General features: G+C 72.3%; 15 protein-coding genes. 7 read left to right on the forward strand and 8 right to left on the reverse strand.

Annotation, left to right across the window (positions count from 1 at the left end; genetic code table 11):
- Window positions 1-4: 4 nt before the first annotated feature.
- Together H9622_RS03575 and H9622_RS03580 are read right to left on the reverse strand one after the other, a co-directional pair.
- Window positions 5-946: a carbohydrate ABC transporter permease gene (locus H9622_RS03575; RefSeq protein WP_191764285.1), complete on the reverse strand. Its 942-nt coding sequence runs from the start codon at window positions 944-946 to the stop codon at window positions 5-7.
- Window positions 943-2,958, reverse strand: a complete 2,016-nt coding sequence (locus tag H9622_RS03580) for a beta-galactosidase (RefSeq protein ID WP_191764286.1) — start codon at window positions 2,956-2,958, stop codon at window positions 943-945. The genes H9622_RS03575 and H9622_RS03580 overlap by 4 nt, the downstream gene beginning before the upstream one ends.
- 136 nt (window positions 2,959-3,094) lie before the next feature.
- On the opposite strand from H9622_RS03580, the gene H9622_RS03585 reads away from it, so the two are divergent.
- Both H9622_RS03585 and H9622_RS03590 read left to right on the forward strand, forming a co-directional pair.
- Window positions 3,095-4,123 carry a LacI family DNA-binding transcriptional regulator gene (locus H9622_RS03585; RefSeq protein ID WP_191764288.1) on the forward strand — a complete coding sequence of 343 codons (1,029 nt, stop codon included), beginning with the start codon at window positions 3,095-3,097 and terminating at the stop codon, window positions 4,121-4,123.
- Window positions 4,124-4,177: 54 nt separating this feature from the next.
- Window positions 4,178-5,239, forward strand: coding sequence for an LLM class flavin-dependent oxidoreductase (locus tag H9622_RS03590; protein ID WP_191764290.1), 1,062 nt, complete (start codon window positions 4,178-4,180; stop codon window positions 5,237-5,239).
- Window positions 5,240-5,242: 3 nt separating this feature from the next.
- On the opposite strand, the gene H9622_RS03595 is transcribed toward H9622_RS03590, so the two are convergent.
- The 4 genes from H9622_RS03595 to pheA all read right to left on the reverse strand — a co-directional run bounded on the left by H9622_RS03595 (window position 5,243) and on the right by pheA (window position 9,576).
- Complete coding sequence (locus H9622_RS03595) at window positions 5,243-6,334, reverse strand: class I SAM-dependent methyltransferase (RefSeq protein ID WP_191764292.1); 1,092 nt, start codon at window positions 6,332-6,334, stop codon at window positions 5,243-5,245.
- Window positions 6,335-6,424: 90 nt separating this feature from the next.
- Complete coding sequence (locus H9622_RS03600; RefSeq protein ID WP_191764294.1) at window positions 6,425-8,095, reverse strand: helix-turn-helix domain-containing protein; 1,671 nt, start codon at window positions 8,093-8,095, stop codon at window positions 6,425-6,427.
- A 78-nt stretch (window positions 8,096-8,173) separates the two neighbouring features.
- Entirely contained in the window at window positions 8,174-8,620 is a 447-nt protein-coding gene (locus H9622_RS03605; protein WP_191764296.1) for a pyridoxamine 5'-phosphate oxidase family protein, read from the reverse strand.
- Entirely contained in the window at window positions 8,617-9,576 is a 960-nt protein-coding gene (gene pheA, locus H9622_RS03610) for a prephenate dehydratase (protein WP_191764298.1), read from the reverse strand. The genes H9622_RS03605 and pheA overlap by 4 nt, the downstream gene beginning before the upstream one ends.
- Window positions 9,577-9,760: 184 nt before the next feature.
- Between pheA and pgm the strand changes: the two genes are divergently transcribed.
- The 3 genes from pgm to H9622_RS03625 all read left to right on the forward strand — a co-directional run bounded on the left by pgm (window position 9,761) and on the right by H9622_RS03625 (window position 14,183).
- On the forward strand, window positions 9,761-11,404 hold the full coding sequence (gene pgm, locus H9622_RS03615) for a phosphoglucomutase (alpha-D-glucose-1,6-bisphosphate-dependent) (RefSeq protein ID WP_191764300.1): 1,644 nt from the start codon (window positions 9,761-9,763) through the stop codon (window positions 11,402-11,404).
- Between the two features lie 109 nt (window positions 11,405-11,513).
- The gene (gene arfA / locus H9622_RS03620; RefSeq protein WP_191764302.1) at window positions 11,514-13,034 is read left to right on the forward strand and encodes an arabinosylfuranosidase ArfA; all 1,521 of its coding nucleotides are present in this window, start codon (window positions 11,514-11,516) and stop codon (window positions 13,032-13,034) included.
- Between the two features lie 108 nt (window positions 13,035-13,142).
- A complete protein-coding gene (locus tag H9622_RS03625) occupies window positions 13,143-14,183 on the forward strand; it encodes a LacI family DNA-binding transcriptional regulator (RefSeq protein ID WP_191764304.1) in 1,041 nt (346 codons plus the stop codon).
- Between the two features lie 78 nt (window positions 14,184-14,261).
- Here the strand turns inward: H9622_RS03625 and H9622_RS03630 are convergent, their stop codons facing one another.
- Window positions 14,262-15,380, reverse strand: coding sequence for a glycerate kinase (locus tag H9622_RS03630; RefSeq protein ID WP_191764306.1), 1,119 nt, complete (start codon window positions 15,378-15,380; stop codon window positions 14,262-14,264).
- A 48-nt stretch (window positions 15,381-15,428) separates the two neighbouring features.
- On the reverse strand, window positions 15,429-16,406 hold the full coding sequence (locus tag H9622_RS03635) for a LacI family DNA-binding transcriptional regulator (protein ID WP_191765594.1): 978 nt from the start codon (window positions 16,404-16,406) through the stop codon (window positions 15,429-15,431).
- A gap of 97 nt (window positions 16,407-16,503) precedes the next feature.
- On the opposite strand from H9622_RS03635, the gene galT reads away from it, so the two are divergent.
- Window positions 16,504-17,679, forward strand: coding sequence for a galactose-1-phosphate uridylyltransferase (gene galT, locus H9622_RS03640; protein WP_191765596.1), 1,176 nt, complete (start codon window positions 16,504-16,506; stop codon window positions 17,677-17,679).
- On the forward strand, window positions 17,676-18,875 hold the full coding sequence (gene galK, locus H9622_RS03645) for a galactokinase (protein WP_191764308.1): 1,200 nt from the start codon (window positions 17,676-17,678) through the stop codon (window positions 18,873-18,875). Before galT ends, galK begins: the two co-directional genes overlap by 4 nt.
- Window positions 18,876-18,980 lie beyond the last annotated feature (105 nt).

An 18,980-nucleotide genomic window follows, 5' to 3' on the forward strand; every position in this document is an offset into this window, starting at 1 on the left:
CTCGTCACTGGGCCGCCTTCCGCTGGGTCAGCTTCAAGAACGCGAACGACAGCGCGAAGGTCGCGAGCGCCAGGACGACGGAGAAGGCTGCGGCCAGCTGCGTGTTCGGGATCGAGTTGGTGGCGTAGATCGTCATGTTCGGCGTGAACGTGCTCGACACCGCCGCGGTGAACGAGCGGAACACCTGCGGCTCGGCGAGCAGCTGAAGCGTGCCGATGATCGAGAAGACGGCGGTCAGGATGAGCGCCGGTGCCACCATCGGGATCTTGATCGACCAGGCGATGCGGATCTGGCCGGCGCCGTCGAGGCGTGCGGCCTCGTAGACCTCGGCGGGGATGGCCAGCAGGGCCGAGTAGATGATCAGCATGTTGTAGCCGACGAACACCCAGGTCACGACGTTCGCGATCGACCACAGCACGAGCTGCGGTGAGAGGAAGTCGATCGTCTGGGTGACCTGCGTGAACGGAGACAGGTTGGGCGAGTACAGGAAGCCCCACATGATCGCCGCGATGACGCCGGGGACGGCGTACGGCGCGAAGAACGCCAGGCGGAAGAACTTCTTCCCCTTGAGCGCGGGAGAGTCGAGCAGCAGCGCGAACAGCAGCGCGAGGCCGAGCATGATGGGCACCTGCACGACGCCGAAGAGCAGCACGCGGCCGACCGACTCCCAGAACGGCGCGTTCTGGAAGACCAGCGCGTACTGCGCCAGCCCGCCGAAGACCTGCTGAGGCTCGCCGTACAGGCCGTCGCGCTGCACGACCTGCAGCGACTGCCACACGGCGTAGCCGATGGGGATCAGGTAGAAGAGCAGGAACAGCACGCCGAACGGACCCGTGAAGATCGCGATCGCCCCCTTGTGCGGGGTGTGCCGACGCCGCTCGCCGCCCGATCGCGCGTTGCGCGCTTTGCGGGCGCTCCGCGTCACGAGGACCTCTGTGGCGGTCATGCGGCCGCCTCCTCTCTGATGATGCGCACGGCTCCCGCCGGCACCTCGATGTCACCGGTCACCGATGATTCGGTGACGAGCTCGAATCCGGATGCCTCGGCCAGCGCCGCGGTCGGCCCGTGGTTGACGACGAACAGGTACGCGGCATCCGCTCCTCGGCGACGCACGATCTCGAGGGCGCCGTCGCCTCCGCGCACGACTGCTGCCGGACGCACGCCGGCCGCCTCGGCGATGCCGCCGAGCAGGGCGCGGTAGTCCGCGGTATCGAGGTGGGTCGCGAGGTACCACGCGGTGCCCTCACCCCAGACGTTGCGGGTGATCGCCGGGGCGCCTGTCGCGGGTCCGTCGGCGAAGGATGCCACGGTCTCGGCGGTGGTCACGCGGGCGCGCTCCGACCACAGGGTCGACGTGGAGCCGTCGGTCAGGCGCAGCGTCTCGCCGGGCGCGACCGGCGCGAACTCCTCGACGCGGATGCCGAGGGCCTCGCGGAACGGACCCGTGTAGCCGCCGGTCCACACGCGGTCGTCCTGATCGACGGTGCCGCTGTAGAACGTGACGACGGCGGTGCCGCCGGCGGCGATCCAGTCCGTCACCACCGCGGCGTCGGCCTCCCGCACCAGGTGCAGCCCGGGGACGACGACGAGACGGTAGGCGTCGAGCTCGGCACCGGGCGGCACGATGTCGACGGTCAGGCCGAGGCCGTGCAGCGCGCCGTAGGCGGCGTGGATCTGGTCGAGGTAGCCCAGCGCCTGGCTCGGTCGCGACTCGGTCTGGGTCGCCCACCACGACTCCCACGAGAAGACGAGGGCGACGTCCGCCTCGACCCGGGAGCCCGCGACCTCACCGATGCGGTCGACGATGCCGCCGAGCTCGACGACCTCGCGCCATACGGCCGAGTCGGTGCCGGCGTGCGGGAGCATCGCGGAGTGGAACTTCTCGCTCCCCTGCACCGAAGCGCGCCACTGGAAGAAGCACACGCCGTCCGCGCCGCGCGCGACATGGGTGAGCGAGTTGCGGATGGCCTCGCCCGGCGCCTTCGGCTTGTTGAGCGGCTGCCAGTTCACGGCTCCGGTGGAGTGCTCCATCAGCAGCCACGGTGCGCCGGCGCCCAGGCCGCGCGAGAGGTCTGCCGCGAAGGCGAGCTCAGCGGTCGGGTCGGCGAGGCGATGGTCGAGGTAGTGGTCGTTCGCGACGATGTCCATGTCGCCGGCCCACGACCAGTAGTCGAGGTTCTCGATGTGGGCGGTCACCATGAAGTTCGTGGTGACGGGCGCCGCGCTGAGGGGCCGGATGATCTCGGCCTCGGCACGGTAGTACGAGAGCAGTTCGTCCGAGCTGAAGCGGTGGAAGTCGAGCATCTGGCCGGGATTGCGACTCGAGAGGGTCGCGCGCGGCGGGAGGATCTCTTCCCAGTCGCTGTAGGTCTGACTCCAGAACGCGGTCCCCCAGGCGGCGTTGAGCGCCTCGATCGTGCCGTGCTTCGCCTGCAGCCAGCGTCGGAACGCGGCGGCGCTGACATCGCAGTAGCAGAGCGCGTTGTGGCAGCCCAGCTCGTTCGAGACGTGCCACAGCGCGACGGCCGGGTGGTCGCCGTAGCGGCGGGCGACGGCCTCGACGAGCCGAAGCGCTGCGGCGCGGAACACCGGCGAGCTCGGGCACCAGGCCTGGCGGCCGCCGGGGTAGCGGCGGGTGCCGTCCTCGACCATGGGCAGGACCTCGGGGTAGGCGGTGGTGAGCCATGCGGGAGTCGAGGCAGTGCCGGTGCCGAGATTCACCCTGATGCCGGCGGCGTGGAGGCGGCCGATGATGTCGTCGAGCCCTCGGAAGTCGTACTCGCCCTCGCGCGGTTCGATGTGCGACCACCCGAAGATGTTGATCGCCACGAGGTCGACCCCGGCTTCGCCCATCAGGGCGATGTCCTCGTCCCACACGTCGGGGGTCCACTGTTCGGGGTTGTAGTCGCACCCGAAAGCGATGCCGTCGTGCTGGAAGTGGCGGGCGGGGACCGTCATGTTCTCCTCGGATCTGTGAACGTGCACAGATCCGGGCGTGAGATCTCGACGCTGAGAGTCTGTGAACGTGTACAGAGTATGCGCATGACCAATCCCTGTCAATCAGCCAGTGACGAACTGTGCTCGTGCACATACGATGGGTCGCGTGGAGAACACCGTGAAGAGGCGCCGTGCCACCGTCAAGGACGTCGCTCTCGAAGCCGGCGTCTCCCGCGGCACCGTGAGCCGCGTCCTCAACGGGCAGCCCTACGTCTCCGACGAAGCGCGCGCGGCGATCGACGCGGCGATCGCGAAGGTGGGCTTCGTTCCCAACCGGGCCGCGCGCAGCCTCGTGATGCAGAGCTCTCAGGCGATCGGGCTCATCGTCCACGAGCCGCATTCGCTGTTCGTCGAAGACCCCAACATCGGGTCGATCCTGATGGGCGCGAATGCCGCGCTCTCCGAGGCCGATTACCAGCTGTCGGTGATGATCGCCGACAGCACACGAGACATCGAGCGGCTGGCGCGGTACCTGAGCGGCGGGCTCATCGACGGCGTGATCATCGTGTCGGCACGCGTCGGCGATCCGATCACGCGGGCGATCGCCGACCTGGGCCTGCCCGCCGCCTTCGTCGGACATCCCCGCGACATCGGCGACGCGGCCTATGTCGCGATCGACAACCGCGGCGCAGCGCGCGAGATCACCACCCGGCTCGCCCGCACGGGACGGGAGCGCATCGGCATGATCGCCTCGGCGCTCGACCGCGACTCGGGGTCGGACCGCCTCGCCGGGTTCGTCGACGCACTGGGCAACCGATTCGACCCGCAGCTCGTCGAGCGCGTGCCCCTGTATTCCTACTCCGACGGGCAGGCCGGCATGCGCGCCCTGCTCGAACGCGCGCCCGACATCGACGGCGTGTTCGCCGCGAGCGACGCCGTCGCCGCCGGAGCCATGGACGTGCTGCAGTCGGCGGGGCGCCGCATCCCGGACGACATCGGCGTGGTCGGATTCGACGACAGCACCTGGGCGCTGCGCTGCGATCCGCCGCTGTCGACCGTGCACCAGCCGGCGACCGAGCTCGGACGCGCCGCGGCCGAGTCGGTGCTGCGTCAGCTGCGGGGCGAGGATCCCGAGACGGGCGGCAGGGTGCTGGAGTGCCCGGTCGTCTGGCGCGCCTCAGCCTGATCCGTCGGCGGCGCCCGGGAATACGCCGACCCGCACTGAGGGTTGGGGTGAGCGATGACTTCTGCACCGGCCCTGTCCGTCCTCGACCTCGTGCCGGTGCGCTCCGGCCAGACCAGCGCGCAGGCGGTCGCGGCATCCCTCGCCCTCGTCGCCCGCGCCGATGACCTCGGCTTCCGCCGCTACTGGTTCGCCGAGCATCACAACATGCCCGCGGTCGCCTCGACCACGCCTCCCGTGCTGGCTGCGGCCGCCGCCGCGCGCACGTCGCGCATCCGACTCGGCTCGGGCGGCGTGATGCTGCCGAACCACTCGCCGCTCGTGGTGGCCGAGCAGTTCGCCGCCCTCGAGGCGCTCGCACCGGGCCGCATCGACCTCGGGATCGGCCGTGCGCCGGGATCCGATCCGGTGATCACGCAGCTGCTGCGGCAGAGCGGCACGACCAGCGACGTCGAGCGGTTCCCCGACCACGTGCGCGACATCGTGTCGCTCGTGTCACCGGACGGGGCGGCGGTGCGCTTCACCTCGGGCGGCACCTATGACGTGCACGCGACGCCGGCGGCGTCGACCGTGCCGGAGGTGTGGCTGCTCGGCTCCAGCGACTACTCGGCCCAGCTCGCCGCGGCCGTCGGACTCCCTTACGTCTTCGCGAACCACTTCTCCGGTCAGGGGCTCGAACGCGCGCTCGACCTGTACCGCACCGGCTACCAGCCGAGCGAGGCGCACCCCGAGCCGCGCACCTTCCTCACCGCGAATGTGCTCGCCGCGCCCACGAGTGAAGAGGCCGAGGAGCGCGCCCTGCCGAACCTGCGTATGACGGCGCGGCTGCGCACGAACCGCCCGCTGGTGCCGCTCGAGACGGTCGAGCAGTCGATCGCCGGGGCGGCCGACTTCGACGGGCTGGGCGACTCGTTCATGGCGTCGGCCCGCGCGAACTGGTTCGTGGGCACGCCCGCCGCGGTCGCGGGCGAGTTGACCGCGTTCGCCACCGCGCACGGCGTCGACGAGATCATGATCTCGCCGATCGCCGGGTCGTACGACAGCGAGCCGATGGATGCCTCGCCCGGCCGCGCGCAGACGCTCGAGCTGCTCGCGGCCGAGCTCCCGCTCGCCGGCTGACCCTCACCGGGTCAGCGAGTAGAACCGGAACATCCCGAAGTCCTCGACCGGGAGGATGTTCAGGTCGGCGAAGCCGGCCGCCTGTGCGTAGTCCCGCAGGGTGTCGGGGCGCATGACCGTGCCGGTGCCGACACTGGGCCGGTGCGAGAGACCGTCCGGCAGGCAGCAGAAGATGCTGTAGCCGTACATGAGGCGCTCGACCTCGTCGCCCGGCGCGACCAGGCGCTCGCCCACGGCTTCGTCCATGATGACGACCGGTCCGTGCGGGACCGCCTGCCGCATCGCGGCCAGCACGTCGACGGGTCGCGCCATGTCGTGGATGCACTCGAACGCGAACGCCGCATCGAACGGTCCGTGAGCGGCGAGTCCGTCGCCGTCCGCGTTGTGGAACCGCACCCGGTCGGCGACACCCGCGGCCGCGGCGTTGGCCCGGGCGAGCTCGATCGACGGCTCGTCGATGTCGAATCCGTCCACCTCGAGTGCGGGGTACGCCTGCGCGAGGGCGATCGACGACCAGCCGCCGCCCATGCCGACATCCGCGACGCGCGCTCCGGGCCGGGTGAGCACCGACTGCACGTCGCCGATCCCTGCGAACGCGGTCGGGAGCTCGGCGAGCAGGGGTCGGTTCAGCTCCGCCTGCGCCTCGCGCGCATCGGCGCCCAGCTGGGCCCAGCTGACCCCTCCGCCGTGGCGGTAGGCCTCCAGCAGCTCGGGCATGGTCCGGCTCACTGCGGCGAAGACCCTCGGCAGCGGGCCGAGGTAGTTGAGGCTGTCGCCGTCGAGGAGCACCTCGGCCGCGGCATCCGGAAGCGTGTAACGCCGCGTGCCGTCTTCGCTCTCGTCCAGCAGGATCACGCCGCTCACCGCCTGCTGCTCCAGCCACTCGCGGGCGTACCGGCGCTGCGTGCCGGTGCGGTCGGCGAGCTGGTCGGGGGTGGAGGGTCCGTGCTCGGCGAGGCTCCGGTACCAGCCGAGCCGGTCGCCGAGGTAGGCCGACATGACGTCGATCCAGCCGAGCGCGGATGCCATCATCCGCTCGGCGTACTCCTCGGCCGTCGAGGTCGAGGCGAGGGTGTCGGGGGTTGAGAGGGTCATGGGAGTGCTCCTTCGGGGCGGGGGCGAGGCCCCCAGCGGCCCCGCGTCACCCACGGTATGAGCGCGACCGGCACCGCCGAATCGGGAGAATCATGCAGATCCGGGCACCGGGCCGCCTGCATGATGTGCGCCACTTGCATCGCCCGGATCGCCGGCGACCTGCTGCGCATGCCACCATGCGGCTGCCGCGGTGCGCGTGCCGACGCCGATCTTCAGGTACACGTTCGCGAGGTGCCTGCCGACCGTCTTCTCGCTGATGAACAGGCGCTGCGCGACCTCGCGGTTGCCGGCGCCCTCGGCGACGAGAGCCAGAACCTCGCGCTCCCGCGGCGTGAGCGGCCCGTCCGCCGGTGCCGGCGCGACGCCCTCGGCCACACGCGCGCCCATCCGGTCGAGGATGCCCCGCGCCTGATCGTGCGCGGCGCGGGCGGCCGCGGCATCCCCCGCCATCTCATGCGCCTGCGCCTCGAGGAGCAGCACCCGCGCGAGCTCGTACTGCTGACGGTCGGTGCGGAAGGATGCCTCGGCCCGCCGCAGCGCGGCGAGCGCCGAGGCATGATCGCCGTCGGCCAGCGCGAGCATGCCGTCGGCGTGGGCCGACCACGTCGCGAAACCGGGGCTTCCGAAGCGGTCCGCCGCGCGGCGCAGTTCAGCCGCCGCGGACTCCGCTCCCTCGCGGTCACCGCTCGCGAGCGCGACGTCGACCGTTGCGCGCAGCAGCCGCACGCGGGCCAGCGCGTCGCGCTCGGCGAGCGACAGCGTGAGGAGCGTCCGCGCCCCGGTCGCATCACCCTCGTCGAGCAGGAGCAGCGCTTCCCCGGGCTGCGGGTCGATCCCCGAGGAGCGGGCATGCGCGAACGCCTCGCGGGCTCCCGCCCGGTCGCCGCGCCGCCGGCGCAGCTCGCCGAGCTGGTAGAAGCCCTCCCCCGCGACCCACGGATTGCCGCCGGCCAGGTCGGCGCACTCGCGCGCGATGGACTCCTCGGCATCCGTCCATTCGCCGCGCGCACTGCGCAGCTCGATGCGGTGCACGCGGCAGATGCCGGTGTAGATCGCCTCGCTGCCGAACTGTGCGCACCACCGCTCGGTCGCGCGGGTCCAGCCCTCCATCCGCCGGAAGTCGGCGAGCTCGTGACTGACGTGGATGACCGTGCAGTAGATGTCGCCGGCCCACTCGACGGGCAGCCGGCCGGCGAGCACGGGAAGCATCGCCTCATCGAGCAGCGCGAAGCCCTGCGCGCAGTCTCCGCGCCGCAGCGTCGCCAGGCCTTGCACGGCGAGCGCGAGCGCCTCCACCGCCGGATCCGCGAAGCGCACCGCCAGGTCGGCGAGCCTGTCGACGTGCTCGTCCCACTCCGAGCCGCCCTCGAACATCATCGCGAACGACGCGTCGAGGTACGCGAGGTAGGCGTGCGCGGGGCCGTCGGGCTCGTCGGCGAGCAGTCGCCGGGCGCGGTGCACCCAGGCGTTGCCGATCGTGAGGTCGCCGCGCGTGACCCACAGCAGCCCGAGCTGCAGCGCCGTCATCGCGGCATCCACACTCCGGTCGGCGTCGAGAAAGGCGCGGAACGCCTCCTCGGCGAACGCGAGCGATTCAGGCACCCTCCCGAGCCACCAGGCGGCGCGCGCGAGGGTCGAGATGTCCTCGGCGTCGAGGGACGTCTGCTCCCGGGCCGCGCTCAGCTGGGCGAGGGCGCCGGACCAGTCGGATGCGGCGTACGCACGCCGCCCCTCGGCGAGTGAGCTCGTCGGATCGAGCATGGTCCAGGGTACTGCCGGGGTGCCGCGCGGCGCAGGGGTGGCCGCGTGGTGCCGCCGGCGCCGGTGCCGGCCATGCCGCTACCAGGCGATCAGCGTGTGCGGGGTGATCTCGATCATGACGGAGTACCGCTCCGCCATCGTCTCGGTCGTGAGGTTCAGGCGCTTCAGCCACGCGTCGTACTTCGCCGTGTACGCCTCTGCGATGCGCGGAAGCCACGCGGTAGACGGCTCGGGCGAGAGCTCGGCGACACCCCGCAGGACGTTCAGCTGCTCGCCGTCGGCTCCGGCCTCCAGGTGCAGCAGCACGCGGTCGTTCGCGCGGATGTTGCGCACCTTGGCCGTCGCGGGCTCGCTCATGATCAGCGCGCGGCCGTCCTTCCACAGGAACCAGATCGGCACGGCGTGCGGGTAGCCGTCGCGCCCGATCGTGCCGAGCCACGCGACCTGCTCGGTCTCGAGGCGCTCCAGCGTTCGCACGTGGGACGGGACGTCGGGATCGAAGGCGAAAGGACCGGGCGCGGTCATGCGTCGTCCGGCTCGCCGCTGATGAGTCCGCGCAGCCAGTCGCGCGCCTCGACGAACACGTCGTCGGAGTAGCGCTCCGGGTAGTGCACGACCGCGCGGTCGGCCCGCGGGTACGAGCCGAGGAACACGACCTGCGGGCTGAATCGCCGCAGGCCCAGCAGCGCGTCGGCCATGCGCTCGTCCTCGATGTGCCCGTCGGCGTCGATCACGAAGCGGTACCGCCCGAGGGCGTCGCCGATCGGACGCGACGCCAGCAGCGAGAGGTTGATCCCGCGGGTGGCGAACTGCTCGAGCATCTCGAGCAGGGCGCCCGGGTGGTCATCGGGAAGCTCGACGATGAGCGACGTCTTGTCCGCCCCGGTGGGCGGCGGCGGCGCGACGGTCTTGCTCACGAGCACGAAGCGCGTGACGGCGTTGGGGTTGTCGCCGATCGCGGAGGCGAGCAGTTCGAGCTCGTGGTGCTCGAGGATCCCGGGCGGCGCGATCGCGGCATCCGCGGCGATCGATCCGTCGATGAGGCCCATCGCGCTGGCGACGTTGCTCGCGGCGGGGATGTGGGAGTGGGCGGGCAGGGCGCGCGAGAGCCACTGCAGGCACTGGGCGTACGCGACGGGATGCGCGGCGACGACCGAGACGTCGTCGAGCGTCGCGCCGGGGCGGGCGACGAGCACGAATTCCACCGGCACCAGGTACTCCCCGACGATGCGCAGCCCCGGGACGGTGGCCAGGGCATCCTGGGCAGTCGAGACGCCGCCGTCGACGGAGTTCTCGATCGCGATCACCGCCGCGTCGGAGCGGCCCTCGGTCACGTCGGACAGAGCCTCGCCCACATTGCGCACCGGGCGCCACTCCTGCGCGCGCGCCTCGGGCACCTGCGCAAGCGCCGCCTCGGTGAACGTCCCGGCCGGTCCGAGATAGCTGTAGGTGCGGCGCGCGGCGGGGGGCTCGGAAGTCACGGGTGCCAGCCTAGCCGCGTGTCACAACTCCAGCCCGCCTCGGTGCCGGCGCGACAGCGGGGCGGGAATCCGGCCGTGCCGGGGCGGCGACGGCCACCCCAGGAGGAGTTGCGGCACAACCGACCGGACACGCTCCCCGCGTCAAGACCGTGCGCCCCTCCCCCGGGACGGGCAGACTGGACCCATGACTCGCGCAGGACAGCCCGCCGAAGCATCCGACCTCATCGACATCGATGACCTGATCTCCGCCTATTACGACCTCACGCCCGATCCGTCGGTGCCCGAGCAGCGCGTCGCGTTCGGCACCAGCGGCCACCGCGGCTCATCCCTCTCGGCGAGCTTCAACGAGGTGCACATCCTCGCGACGACGCAGGCGATCGTCGACTACCGCCGCGAGCAGGGCATCCAGGGTCCGCTCTTCCTCGGCCGCGACACGCACGGCCTGTCGCTTCCCGCCGAGCGCAGCGCCATCGAGGTGCTCGTCGCGAACGGTGTCGACGTGCGGGTCGACTCGCGCGACTCGTGGGTTCCCACGCCGGCGCTGAGCCACGCGATCCTCAGGTACAACAAGGGGCGGGATGCCGCAGACACGGGCCGCGCGGACGGCATCGTCGTCACCCCCAGCCACAACCCGCCGCGCGACGGCGGCTTCAAGTACAACCCGCCGAACGGCGGCCCCGCCGACACCGACGCCACAGGATGGATCGCGCACCGCGCGAACGAGCTGATCGCGGCCGGCCTCGAGGGCGTGGCCCGCACGCCGTTCAAGGACCTCGACGGCGACGCGCTGGGCGACTACGACTTCCGCGACGCGTATGTGCGCGACCTGGCGGACATCATCGACGTCGACGCGATCCGCTCCGCCGGGGTGCGCATCGGCGCCGACCCGCTGGGTGGCGCGTCGGTCGAGTACTGGGCGCTCATCGCCGAGGTGCACGGACTCGACCTCACCGTGGTGAACCCCGACGTCGACCCGACCTGGAAGTTCATGACGCTCGACTGGGACGAGAAGATCCGCATGGATCCGTCGTCGCCGTCCGCCATGGCCGCGCTCGTCGCCCGTCGTGACGAGTACGACATCCTCACGGGCAACGACGCCGACGCCGACCGCCACGGCATCGTCACGCCCGACGCGGGGCTCATGAACCCCAACCACTACCTCGCCGTCGCGATCGACTACCTCTATTCGCACCGGCCCGAATGGCCGGCGGATGCCGCGGTCGGCAAGACCCTCGTCTCGTCGATGATCATCGACCGCGTCGCCGAATCGCTCGGCCGGCCGCTGCTCGAGGTGCCGGTCGGGTTCAAGTGGTTCGTGCCCGGTCTGCTCGACGGATCGGTGGCCTTCGGAGGCGAGGAGTCCGCGGGCGCCTCGTTCCTGCGCAAGGACGGGACGGTGTGGACGACCGACAAGGACGGCATCCTGCTGTGCCTGCTCGCCGCCGAGATCCTCGCGGTGACGGGCAAGACGCCGTCGCAGCGCTACGCCGAGCTGGAGGCCGAGTTCGGCGCCTCCGCGTACCAGCGGGTCGATGCTCCGGCGACGCCAGCGCAGAAGGCGGCGCTCGGCAAGCTCGTGCCCGAGGCGGTCACCGCGACCGAGCTCGCCGGGGAACCCATCACCGCGAAGCTGTCGCACGCGCCGGGTAACGGCGCCGCGATCGGCGGGCTCAAGGTGCAGACCGAGCACGCCTGGTTCGCCGCCCGGCCGTCGGGGACGGAGGACGTCTACAAGCTCTACGCCGAGTCGCTGCGCGGCGCCGAGCACCTCGCCGAGGTGCAGGCCGAAGCCCGCGCGGTCGTCACCGCCGCGCTCGGCGGCGCCTGAACCCGGCATCCTCAGGGCCGAATGGGTGATTCGCGCGCCGCGCGCTAGTGTCGCGGGGTCGCCGCGCTTGCCGGCCGCCCCCGCTCTCTGATCCTGCCCGAGGACCCGCATGACCCACGCCGCCGCACGCCTCGACCCCGCGCTCGAGATCGCCGACATCGACCGACGCCTGTTCGGCGGCTTCGTCGAGCACCTCGGGCGCCACATCTACGACGGCATCTTCGAGCCCGGACATCCGTCCGCCGACGCCGACGGGTTCCGCGCCGACGTCATCGAGCTCGTGAAGGAGCTCGGTGTCACGACGATCCGCTACCCGGGCGGGAACTTCGTCTCGGGTTACCGGTGGGAGGACGGCATCGGCCCGGTCGACCAGCGACCGACACGACTCGACCTGGCGTGGCACGCGACTGAGACGAACGTCGTCGGCCTGCACGAGTTCCAGTCGTGGCTCGACCGCATCGGCTCCGAGCTGATGCTCGCCGTCAATCTCGGCACACGCGGCACCGAAGAGGCCCTGGACCTGCTCGAGTACGCCAACACGTCGGTCGACACGACGCGCACGCGCGAACGCGCCGCGAACGGTCGCTCGGCGCCCTTCGGCGTGACGATGTGGTGCCTCGGCAACGAGATGGACGGGCCGTGGCAGCTCGGCCACCGCAGCGCCACCGACTACGGAAAGCTCGCATCGCGCACGGCGAAGGGCATGCGACAGCTCGATCCGACGATCGAGCTCGTGGTGTGCGGATCGTCGAGCCGCACGATGCCGACGTTCGGCTCGTGGGAGCGCGAGGTGCTCGAGCACACGTTCGACGATGTCGACTTCATCTCGTGCCACGCCTACTACGAGGAGCAGGACGGGGACGCGCAGGAGTTCCTGGCGTCCGGCGTCGACATGGACAGGTTCATCGCCTCGGTGGTCGCGACCGCCGACCACGTCGCGGCGGTGAAGCAGAGCGACAAGCGCATCATGATCTCGTTCGACGAGTGGAATATCTGGTACCTCTCCCGCTGGAAGGAGGAGGAGGCCACCTACCGTCCCGACGAGTGGCCGATCGCCCCGCGGCAGCTCGAGGACCGCTACAGCGCCCTCGATGCGGTCGTGTTCGGCGACCTCCTCATCACGCTTCTCCAGCACGCCGACCGGGTGCGCTCGGCCTCGCTCGCCCAGCTCGTCAACGTCATCGCGCCGATCATGACCGAGCCCGGCGGCCCGGCCTGGCGGCAGACCACCTTTCACCCGTTCTCGCTCACGTCGCGCCTCGCGCAGGGCCGGGCCGTGCGCCTGCCCGTCGACGCGGCGACGTTCGAGAGCGCGCGCTTCGGAGCCGTGCCATCGGTGAACGCCGTCGCGACCGTGGACGACGACGGCGCGAGCGTCTTCATCGTGAACCGCTCGACGACGGATGCCGCGTCCCTCCGCCTCGACGTGGCGCCCCTCGTCGCGGCGCTGGGGCGTGACGTCGCGGTGGTCGAGTCCCACCTGTTGCACGAGGACGACCTCTACGCCGCGAACACTCTGGAGGACCGCGAGCGCGTCGGCGTCCGCCCTCTCGACGGCGCCTCGGTCGAGGCATCCGCTCTCACGCTCGACCTCCCTCCGGTGGCGTGGGCCGCGCTGCGTCTCGCCTGACCGGACGGCGATCGGCCTGACACGCGACGCTCACCTCGCTCACTGCGCTGAATGAGAAGGTTTGCCTGATCAGACCATGATCCGGACAGAGGTCCTAGACTCAGCCTCGTGAGCGAGACGCACGCGCCTGCCCGAGGCGCAGCAACCCTGCACGACGTCGCGCGCGAGGCCGGCGTGTCGCTGGCGACCGCCTCCCGCGTGCTCAACGGATCGACCCGCAAGGTGGCCGAGAGCTACCGCGAGCGGGTGGATGCCGCGGCCGAGAAGCTCGGCTACACCGCCAACCTGTCCGCACAGGCGACCGCCCGGGGAACCTCGGCGATCGTCGCCCTGCTCGTGGCCGACATCGGCGACGTCTCGTTCGGCCGATTGGCCTCGGGAGTCGTCCGCGGCGCCGAGGAGGCGGGCTTCATCGTCACGATCGCCGACACCGGTCGCGATCCGGAGCGCGAGCTGCGCCTGGTCCGGACGCTGCGGGGGCAACGCCCCCGCGGGCTGATCCTGGGCGTCGCCCGCAAGGCGGGGTCGGACTCCGCCGCCCTCCAGAACGAACTCACCGCCCTGGCCGCCATGGGCTGCCATGTCGTGGTGCTCGGCGAGGGAGAACCGGGGCAGCGGTCGATCAGCCTCGGCAACCGCGGCGGCGCGGAGGCGCTCGGTGCCGAGCTCGCCGAGCTCGGCTACCGCCAGGCCGTCGTGATCGGCGGCCCCGAAGGCCTCCGGGCATCGGACGACCGCATCGGCGGCTTCACCGCCGGCTTCACCGACGGCGGCGGGACCACCGCCGCCGTGCGCCACGGGGCGACGACCCGCGACGCCGGCTATGCGGTCGCCCGCGAGCTGCTCGCGGACGGACTGGCAGAGGGCACGCTGATCTTCGGCGTCAGCGACCTCGTGGCCGCCGGGATCGCGTCGGCGCTGCGCGATGCCGGACGCCAGGTCGGCGTCGACATCGCGGTGGCGGGGTTCGACGACATCCCGACGTGCCGCGACATCGGCCCCGGGCTGACCACGGTCCGCGCGCCGTTCGACGACCTCGGCTACCGCGCGCTGCGTGCCGCCGTCGAGAGCGACTGGCAGCACGACGCCGAGGTGCCGCTCGCACTCGAGGTCGTCGTGCGCGGGAGCACTCCCCGGCGCGACGGCTGACCAGGCGGCGTCGCCGGGCGGGGATGCCCCTCACGCGTCAGCCGAGCGCCCCCGGGTGTCAGCCGAGCGCCCCCGGTGTCAGCCGAGCGCCCCCGCGAGCGCCGCGCCCGCTTCGGTCAGCCAGTGCGCCGGCGATGCCATGGCGGCGTCCGCCGACCCGGCGAGGTCGGCGAGCGACACCGTCGCCGCGAACTCCGAGACATCGGCGTCGCCCGCGACGCGCCCGGCGACCAGTGCGACGGCGACCTCGGCCGCGTGGGCGATCGCTGCGACGTGCGCGGGAGCCTTGCCCGCGGCGGATTGACCGTCGTACGACCCTTCGCCGGTGAGGACGACGGATGCCTCGCCCACCGCTGCGCTCAGTCCGATGAGCTCCGCGACCGCGGCCGCGCCGGGCACGAGGGTCGCCCCCCACGCGAGCAGCCCGAAGCCGGCGCCGCCTGCGGCGCCCGCGCCGGGCGCCGCGCGGTCGGCGGGGAGCAGCTGGGCGAAGCGGGCGAGCTCGGCGTCGAGCGCCTGCACCTCGCCGGGCGACGCCCCCTTCTGCGGCCCGAACACCGCCGCCGCGCCCCAGGCACCGACGAGCGGATTGTCGACGTCGCTCAGCACGGTGACGCCGCCCGGCGGCAGCGGTCGAAGACCCGACAGGTCGGCCGAGGCCAGGTCGGCCAGACCTCGCCCGCCGTCGGCGACCGGTCTGCCCGCAGCATCCGTGAATCTCGCACCGAGCGCCGAGAGCAGGCCCGTTCCGCCATCCGTCGACGCGCTCGACCCGATGCCGAGCACCAACCGCGAGACGCCGTGGTCCAGTGCGGCGGTGACCGCCTCGCCGAAGCCGCGTGTGCCGGCGTCGAGCGGCCGCAGCCGCGGGGGCGTGCCGAGCAGTTCGATACCGCTCGTCGAAGCCAGCTCGACCACCCCGGTGCCGTCCGGGGCGTCGGACGTCGCGGGAAGGAGGAGCCACGCTGCCTCGACCGGCGTGCCCTCGGGGCCCGTCACTGTGATCGCCTGACGCTGCGCGCCGTCCACCGCCGTCGCGAAAGCGTCGACCGTGCCCTCGCCGCCGTCCGCCATGGGCAGCAGCAGCACCCGGTCGTGCGGCCGCACGCGCGCCCATCCCTCGCCGAGGCGGGCGGCCGCTTCGGCGGCTCCGACCGTGCCCTTGAACGAGTCCGGGGCGATCACGACGGTGTGCATGCGGCCATTGTCCTCTTCCCGGGTCTGCTTCGCCGGGGCAGCCGCTGGTCAGCGCGCCCGCGCGGTGCTCTCGCGCACCTGGAGCGTCGTCGGCACGATGTCGGATCCGGTGGCGCCGTCCTCGATGCCGGCGATGAGCGCGGCGACCGCGAGCTCCCCCAGCCGGTCGAAGTGCTGGCGCACCGTCGTGAGCGGCGGACGGTAGTCCGCGGCGTCGGCGATGTCGTCGAAGCCCACGATGCTCACGTCGCCCGGCACCTCGCGTCCGGCATCGGCGAAAGCGCGGATCGCCCCGAGTGCGAGCTGATCGTTCGCCGCGAACACCGCGGTCGCCTCGTCCTCGAGCAGGCGGGCGGCGGCGGCATGACCGGATGCCGCGGTCCAGTCCCCACGGACCACGGGCGGCACGGGGGCCCCGGCGTCGGCGAGCGCCTCGAGCCAGCCGCGTTCGCGCTCAGCCGCCGCGAACGACGTCGCGGGGCCGCCGAGGTGATGCACCGTGCGATAGCCGAGCTCGAGCAGATGCGTCGTGGCGGCGCGGGCGCCCCCGGCGTGGTCGGACTGGACGATGCCGAAGCGCCGCGCCCCCTCCGCCTCGGGCGGCGCGTCGACCACCACGAGGCTCAATCCGGAAGGCGCGGGTGTCTCGCGCGCGGCCGCGGTGGCCTCGTTCAGCACCACCACCCCGTCTACGCCCTGCTCGCTCAGGCGTTCGAAGGCGGCCGGCACATCGGGGTGGGCGCCGAGCGTCACCACGGTGAGCGCGTAGCCGCGCGTGGCCGCAGCATCCGCCACCGCCTGCAGCATGCGGGAATTACCCACCGTCGCCAGCGTCGAGACCAGCAGCCCGATCGTCTGCGTGCGGCCCGTGCGGAGGGCGCGTGCCGCCCGGTGCGGGCGGTAGCCGAGCTGCGCCATCGCGGCCTCGACGCGGGCGCGGGTACCCGGATCGACGCGGGGGCTGTCATTCACGACCCGCGAGACCGTCTGCCCCGACACGCCCGCGAGCGCCGCGACATCCGCCATCGAAACGCGTCGTTGCACGGGGTCTCCTCGATCGGGTGTCGAACGGTCGGGCATGTTGACGTTAGCACGGTGTCATTGCTACCGTGTTGACGTGAACATGCCCGCAGGATCACCGCTCGTCGAGACTCTCGGCGCCGGCGTCGTCAAGCGCTCCACCCGTCTCGACGACGGCCGCGAGCTGATCTACTACGACGACCCGGGCACGACCCTCGGTCCCGAGCGCGCCGCGGATGCGCGCGACCTCCCGGCGCGGCCCGAGACGGCGACGATGCGTCGCGACGTGCTCACCGGTGATTGGGTCTCGATCGCCGCAGCGCGCCAGAACCGCGCCTTCCTGCCCCCGGCCGAGCTGGACCCGCTGTCGCCCCAGACGGCCGCGAACCCGTCCGAGATCCCTTCGCTCTACGACGTCGCCGTCTTCGAGAACAAGTCGCCGTCGTTCGGGCCCGCCCTCGCAGTGGCTCACGGCGCGGCCCCGGCCGGTGCCGACGCCCCGGCCGACCTCGCCGACCTCGACGCCCCGGGGCTGGGTCGCGCGCGCACGTCGGTCGGGCGCTGCGAGGTCGTGTGCTTCAGTCCCGAGCACTCCGGCTCGTTCGGCACGCAGACGGTCACGCGTGCTCGCACGGTGATCGAGGCGTGGGCCGACCGCACGGCCGCACTGTCGGGCCTCCCCGGGATCGAGCAGGTCTTCCCGTTCGAGAACCGCGGCGAGGCGATCGGCGTCACGCTCCCCCATCCTCACGGTCAGATCTACGCGTACCCCTACATCACGCCGCGCACCACCAGCCTGCTCGCGTCGATCGATCGCGAAGGAGCCGACCTGTTCGCACGCATCCTCGAGTTCGAGCGCACCTCGGAGCGGGTCATCCTGCAGGGCGAGCACTGGACCGCGTTCGTTCCGTTCGCCGCGCGCTGGCCGCTCGAAGTGCACCTGGTGCCGCACCGGCACGTCGCCGACTTCGCCGAGACGACCGACGCCGAGCGCGACGAGCTCGCGCCGCTCTATCTGCGGCTGCTCCGCGGTGTCGACGCGCTCTACGACACGCCCACGCCGTACATCGCCGCGTGGCATCAGGCGCCGGTGAACCGCGGGCGCGACACCGTCCGGTTGCATCTGCAGCTGACGTCGCCGCGCCGCGCCGCCGACAAGCTCAAGTTCCTCGCCGGGTCCGAGGCCGCCATGGGCGCCTGGATCGGTGACGTCCCGCCCGAGTCCGCCGCCGAGCGCCTCCGTGCCGCGGTCGCATCGATCCCCGAGGAGACCCCGTGACCTCCCCCGCCGCTTCCGACACCGCTGCCGTCACGGCCGCCGCGGCCCGGCGCCTCTTCGTCCAGCGCTTCGGCGGCGAGCCCGTCGGCACCTGGTCGGCACCGGGACGCGCCAACCTCATCGGCGAGCACACCGACTACAACGACGGGTTCGTGCTGCCGTTCGCGATCCAGCACCGCACCCACGTGGCGCTGGGCGTGCGCGACGACGGGATGATCCGCGTCGCATCGACGTTCGACGACGCTGCCGTCGAGATGCCGCTGGCCGACCTCGACGCGCTGTTCCCCGCTCGCCGCGACGAGATCGCCGAATGGGCGCGCTACCCCCTCGGCGTCGCGTGGGCACTTCTCGCGTCCGGGGCGACGGGCGCCCACGGCATCGACCTCGCCTTCGCGTCGAGCGTGCCGGTCGGCGCAGGCCTCTCGTCGTCCGCGGCCATCGAGGGCGCCACCGCCTCGGCGCTCGCCGACACCTGGGGGCTCGACGTCGACCGCATCGCTCTCGCCCAGGCCGGGCGCCGGGCCGAGAACGAGGCCGTCGGCGCTCCGACCGGGATCATGGACCAGATGGCGTCGATGCTCGGCCGCGCCGACGCGGCGATCTTCCTCGACTGCCGTTCGCTCGACGCCCAGGTGGTCGATCTCGGCTTCGACGCCGCCGGCCTCGACCTGCTCGTCGTCGACACCGGCGTCTCGCACTCGCACGCCACCGGCGGCTACGGCGAGCGCCGCGCCGCCTGCGAGCGCGGTGCGGCGATCATGGGCGTCCCCGCGCTGCGCGACGTGTCGGTCGACGACCTCGCGCGCGCGGAAGGACTCATGGACGACGTGACCTTCCGGCGCGTGCGCCACGTCGTGACCGAGAACCAGCGGGTGCTCGACACCGTGCGCACACTGCGCGAGCAGGGGCCGCGCGCGATCGGCGGGCTGCTCGTCGCCTCGCACGCCTCGATGCGCGACGACTTCGAGATCTCCGTGCCCGAGCTCGACACCGCCGTCGACGCGGCGCTCGCCGCGGGCGCAGTCGGCGCGCGCATGACCGGCGGCGGCTTCGGCGGCGCGGCGATCGCGCTCGTGGCGCACGACCGGGTCGAGCGGGTGACGGACGCAGTGACCGGCGCGTTCGCGGCATCCGGCTTCACCGCCCCCACGATCTTCACGGTCACGCCATCCGACGGGGCCGGCCGCGACGCCTGAGGCCCGCCGGCACCCCTGTCGTCCCGCCGGGTCACAGCCCGGACGTCGTCAACCCCTGGCGGTTCGGGATGCCGCGCCCTAGCGTCGAACCTGGGCCGCGGCATC

It is taken from the genome of Microbacterium gallinarum (assembly GCF_014837165.1).
In the GTDB taxonomy this organism is placed as follows: Bacteria; Actinomycetota; Actinomycetes; order Actinomycetales; family Microbacteriaceae; genus Microbacterium; species Microbacterium gallinarum.

What these genes read in the sequence shown, in the direction of transcription:
- H9622_RS03635 (WP_191765594.1), bottom strand. Translation starts at nt 16,406, where the DNA reads ATGGCGGATGTCGCGGCGCTCGCGGGCGTGTCGGGGCAGACGGTCTCG.
- H9622_RS03605 (WP_191764296.1), bottom strand. Translation starts at nt 8,620, where the DNA reads ATGACCGCGCCCGGTCCTTTCGCCTTCGATCCCGACGTCCCGTCCCAC.
- galT (WP_191765596.1), top strand. Translation starts at nt 16,504, where the DNA reads ATGCCCGCAGGATCACCGCTCGTCGAGACTCTCGGCGCCGGCGTCGTC.
- H9622_RS03600 (WP_191764294.1), bottom strand. Translation starts at nt 8,095, where the DNA reads ATGCTCGATCCGACGAGCTCACTCGCCGAGGGGCGGCGTGCGTACGCC.
- H9622_RS03595 (WP_191764292.1), bottom strand. Translation starts at nt 6,334, where the DNA reads ATGACCCTCTCAACCCCCGACACCCTCGCCTCGACCTCGACGGCCGAG.
- pgm (WP_191764300.1), top strand. Translation starts at nt 9,761, where the DNA reads ATGACTCGCGCAGGACAGCCCGCCGAAGCATCCGACCTCATCGACATC.
- H9622_RS03590 (WP_191764290.1), top strand. Translation starts at nt 4,178, where the DNA reads ATGACTTCTGCACCGGCCCTGTCCGTCCTCGACCTCGTGCCGGTGCGC.
- H9622_RS03575 (WP_191764285.1), bottom strand. Translation starts at nt 946, where the DNA reads ATGACCGCCACAGAGGTCCTCGTGACGCGGAGCGCCCGCAAAGCGCGC.
- H9622_RS03585 (WP_191764288.1), top strand. Translation starts at nt 3,095, where the DNA reads ATGGGTCGCGTGGAGAACACCGTGAAGAGGCGCCGTGCCACCGTCAAG.
- arfA (WP_191764302.1), top strand. Translation starts at nt 11,514, where the DNA reads ATGACCCACGCCGCCGCACGCCTCGACCCCGCGCTCGAGATCGCCGAC.
- H9622_RS03580 (WP_191764286.1), bottom strand. Translation starts at nt 2,958, where the DNA reads ATGACGGTCCCCGCCCGCCACTTCCAGCACGACGGCATCGCTTTCGGG.
- H9622_RS03630 (WP_191764306.1), bottom strand. Translation starts at nt 15,380, where the DNA reads ATGCACACCGTCGTGATCGCCCCGGACTCGTTCAAGGGCACGGTCGGA.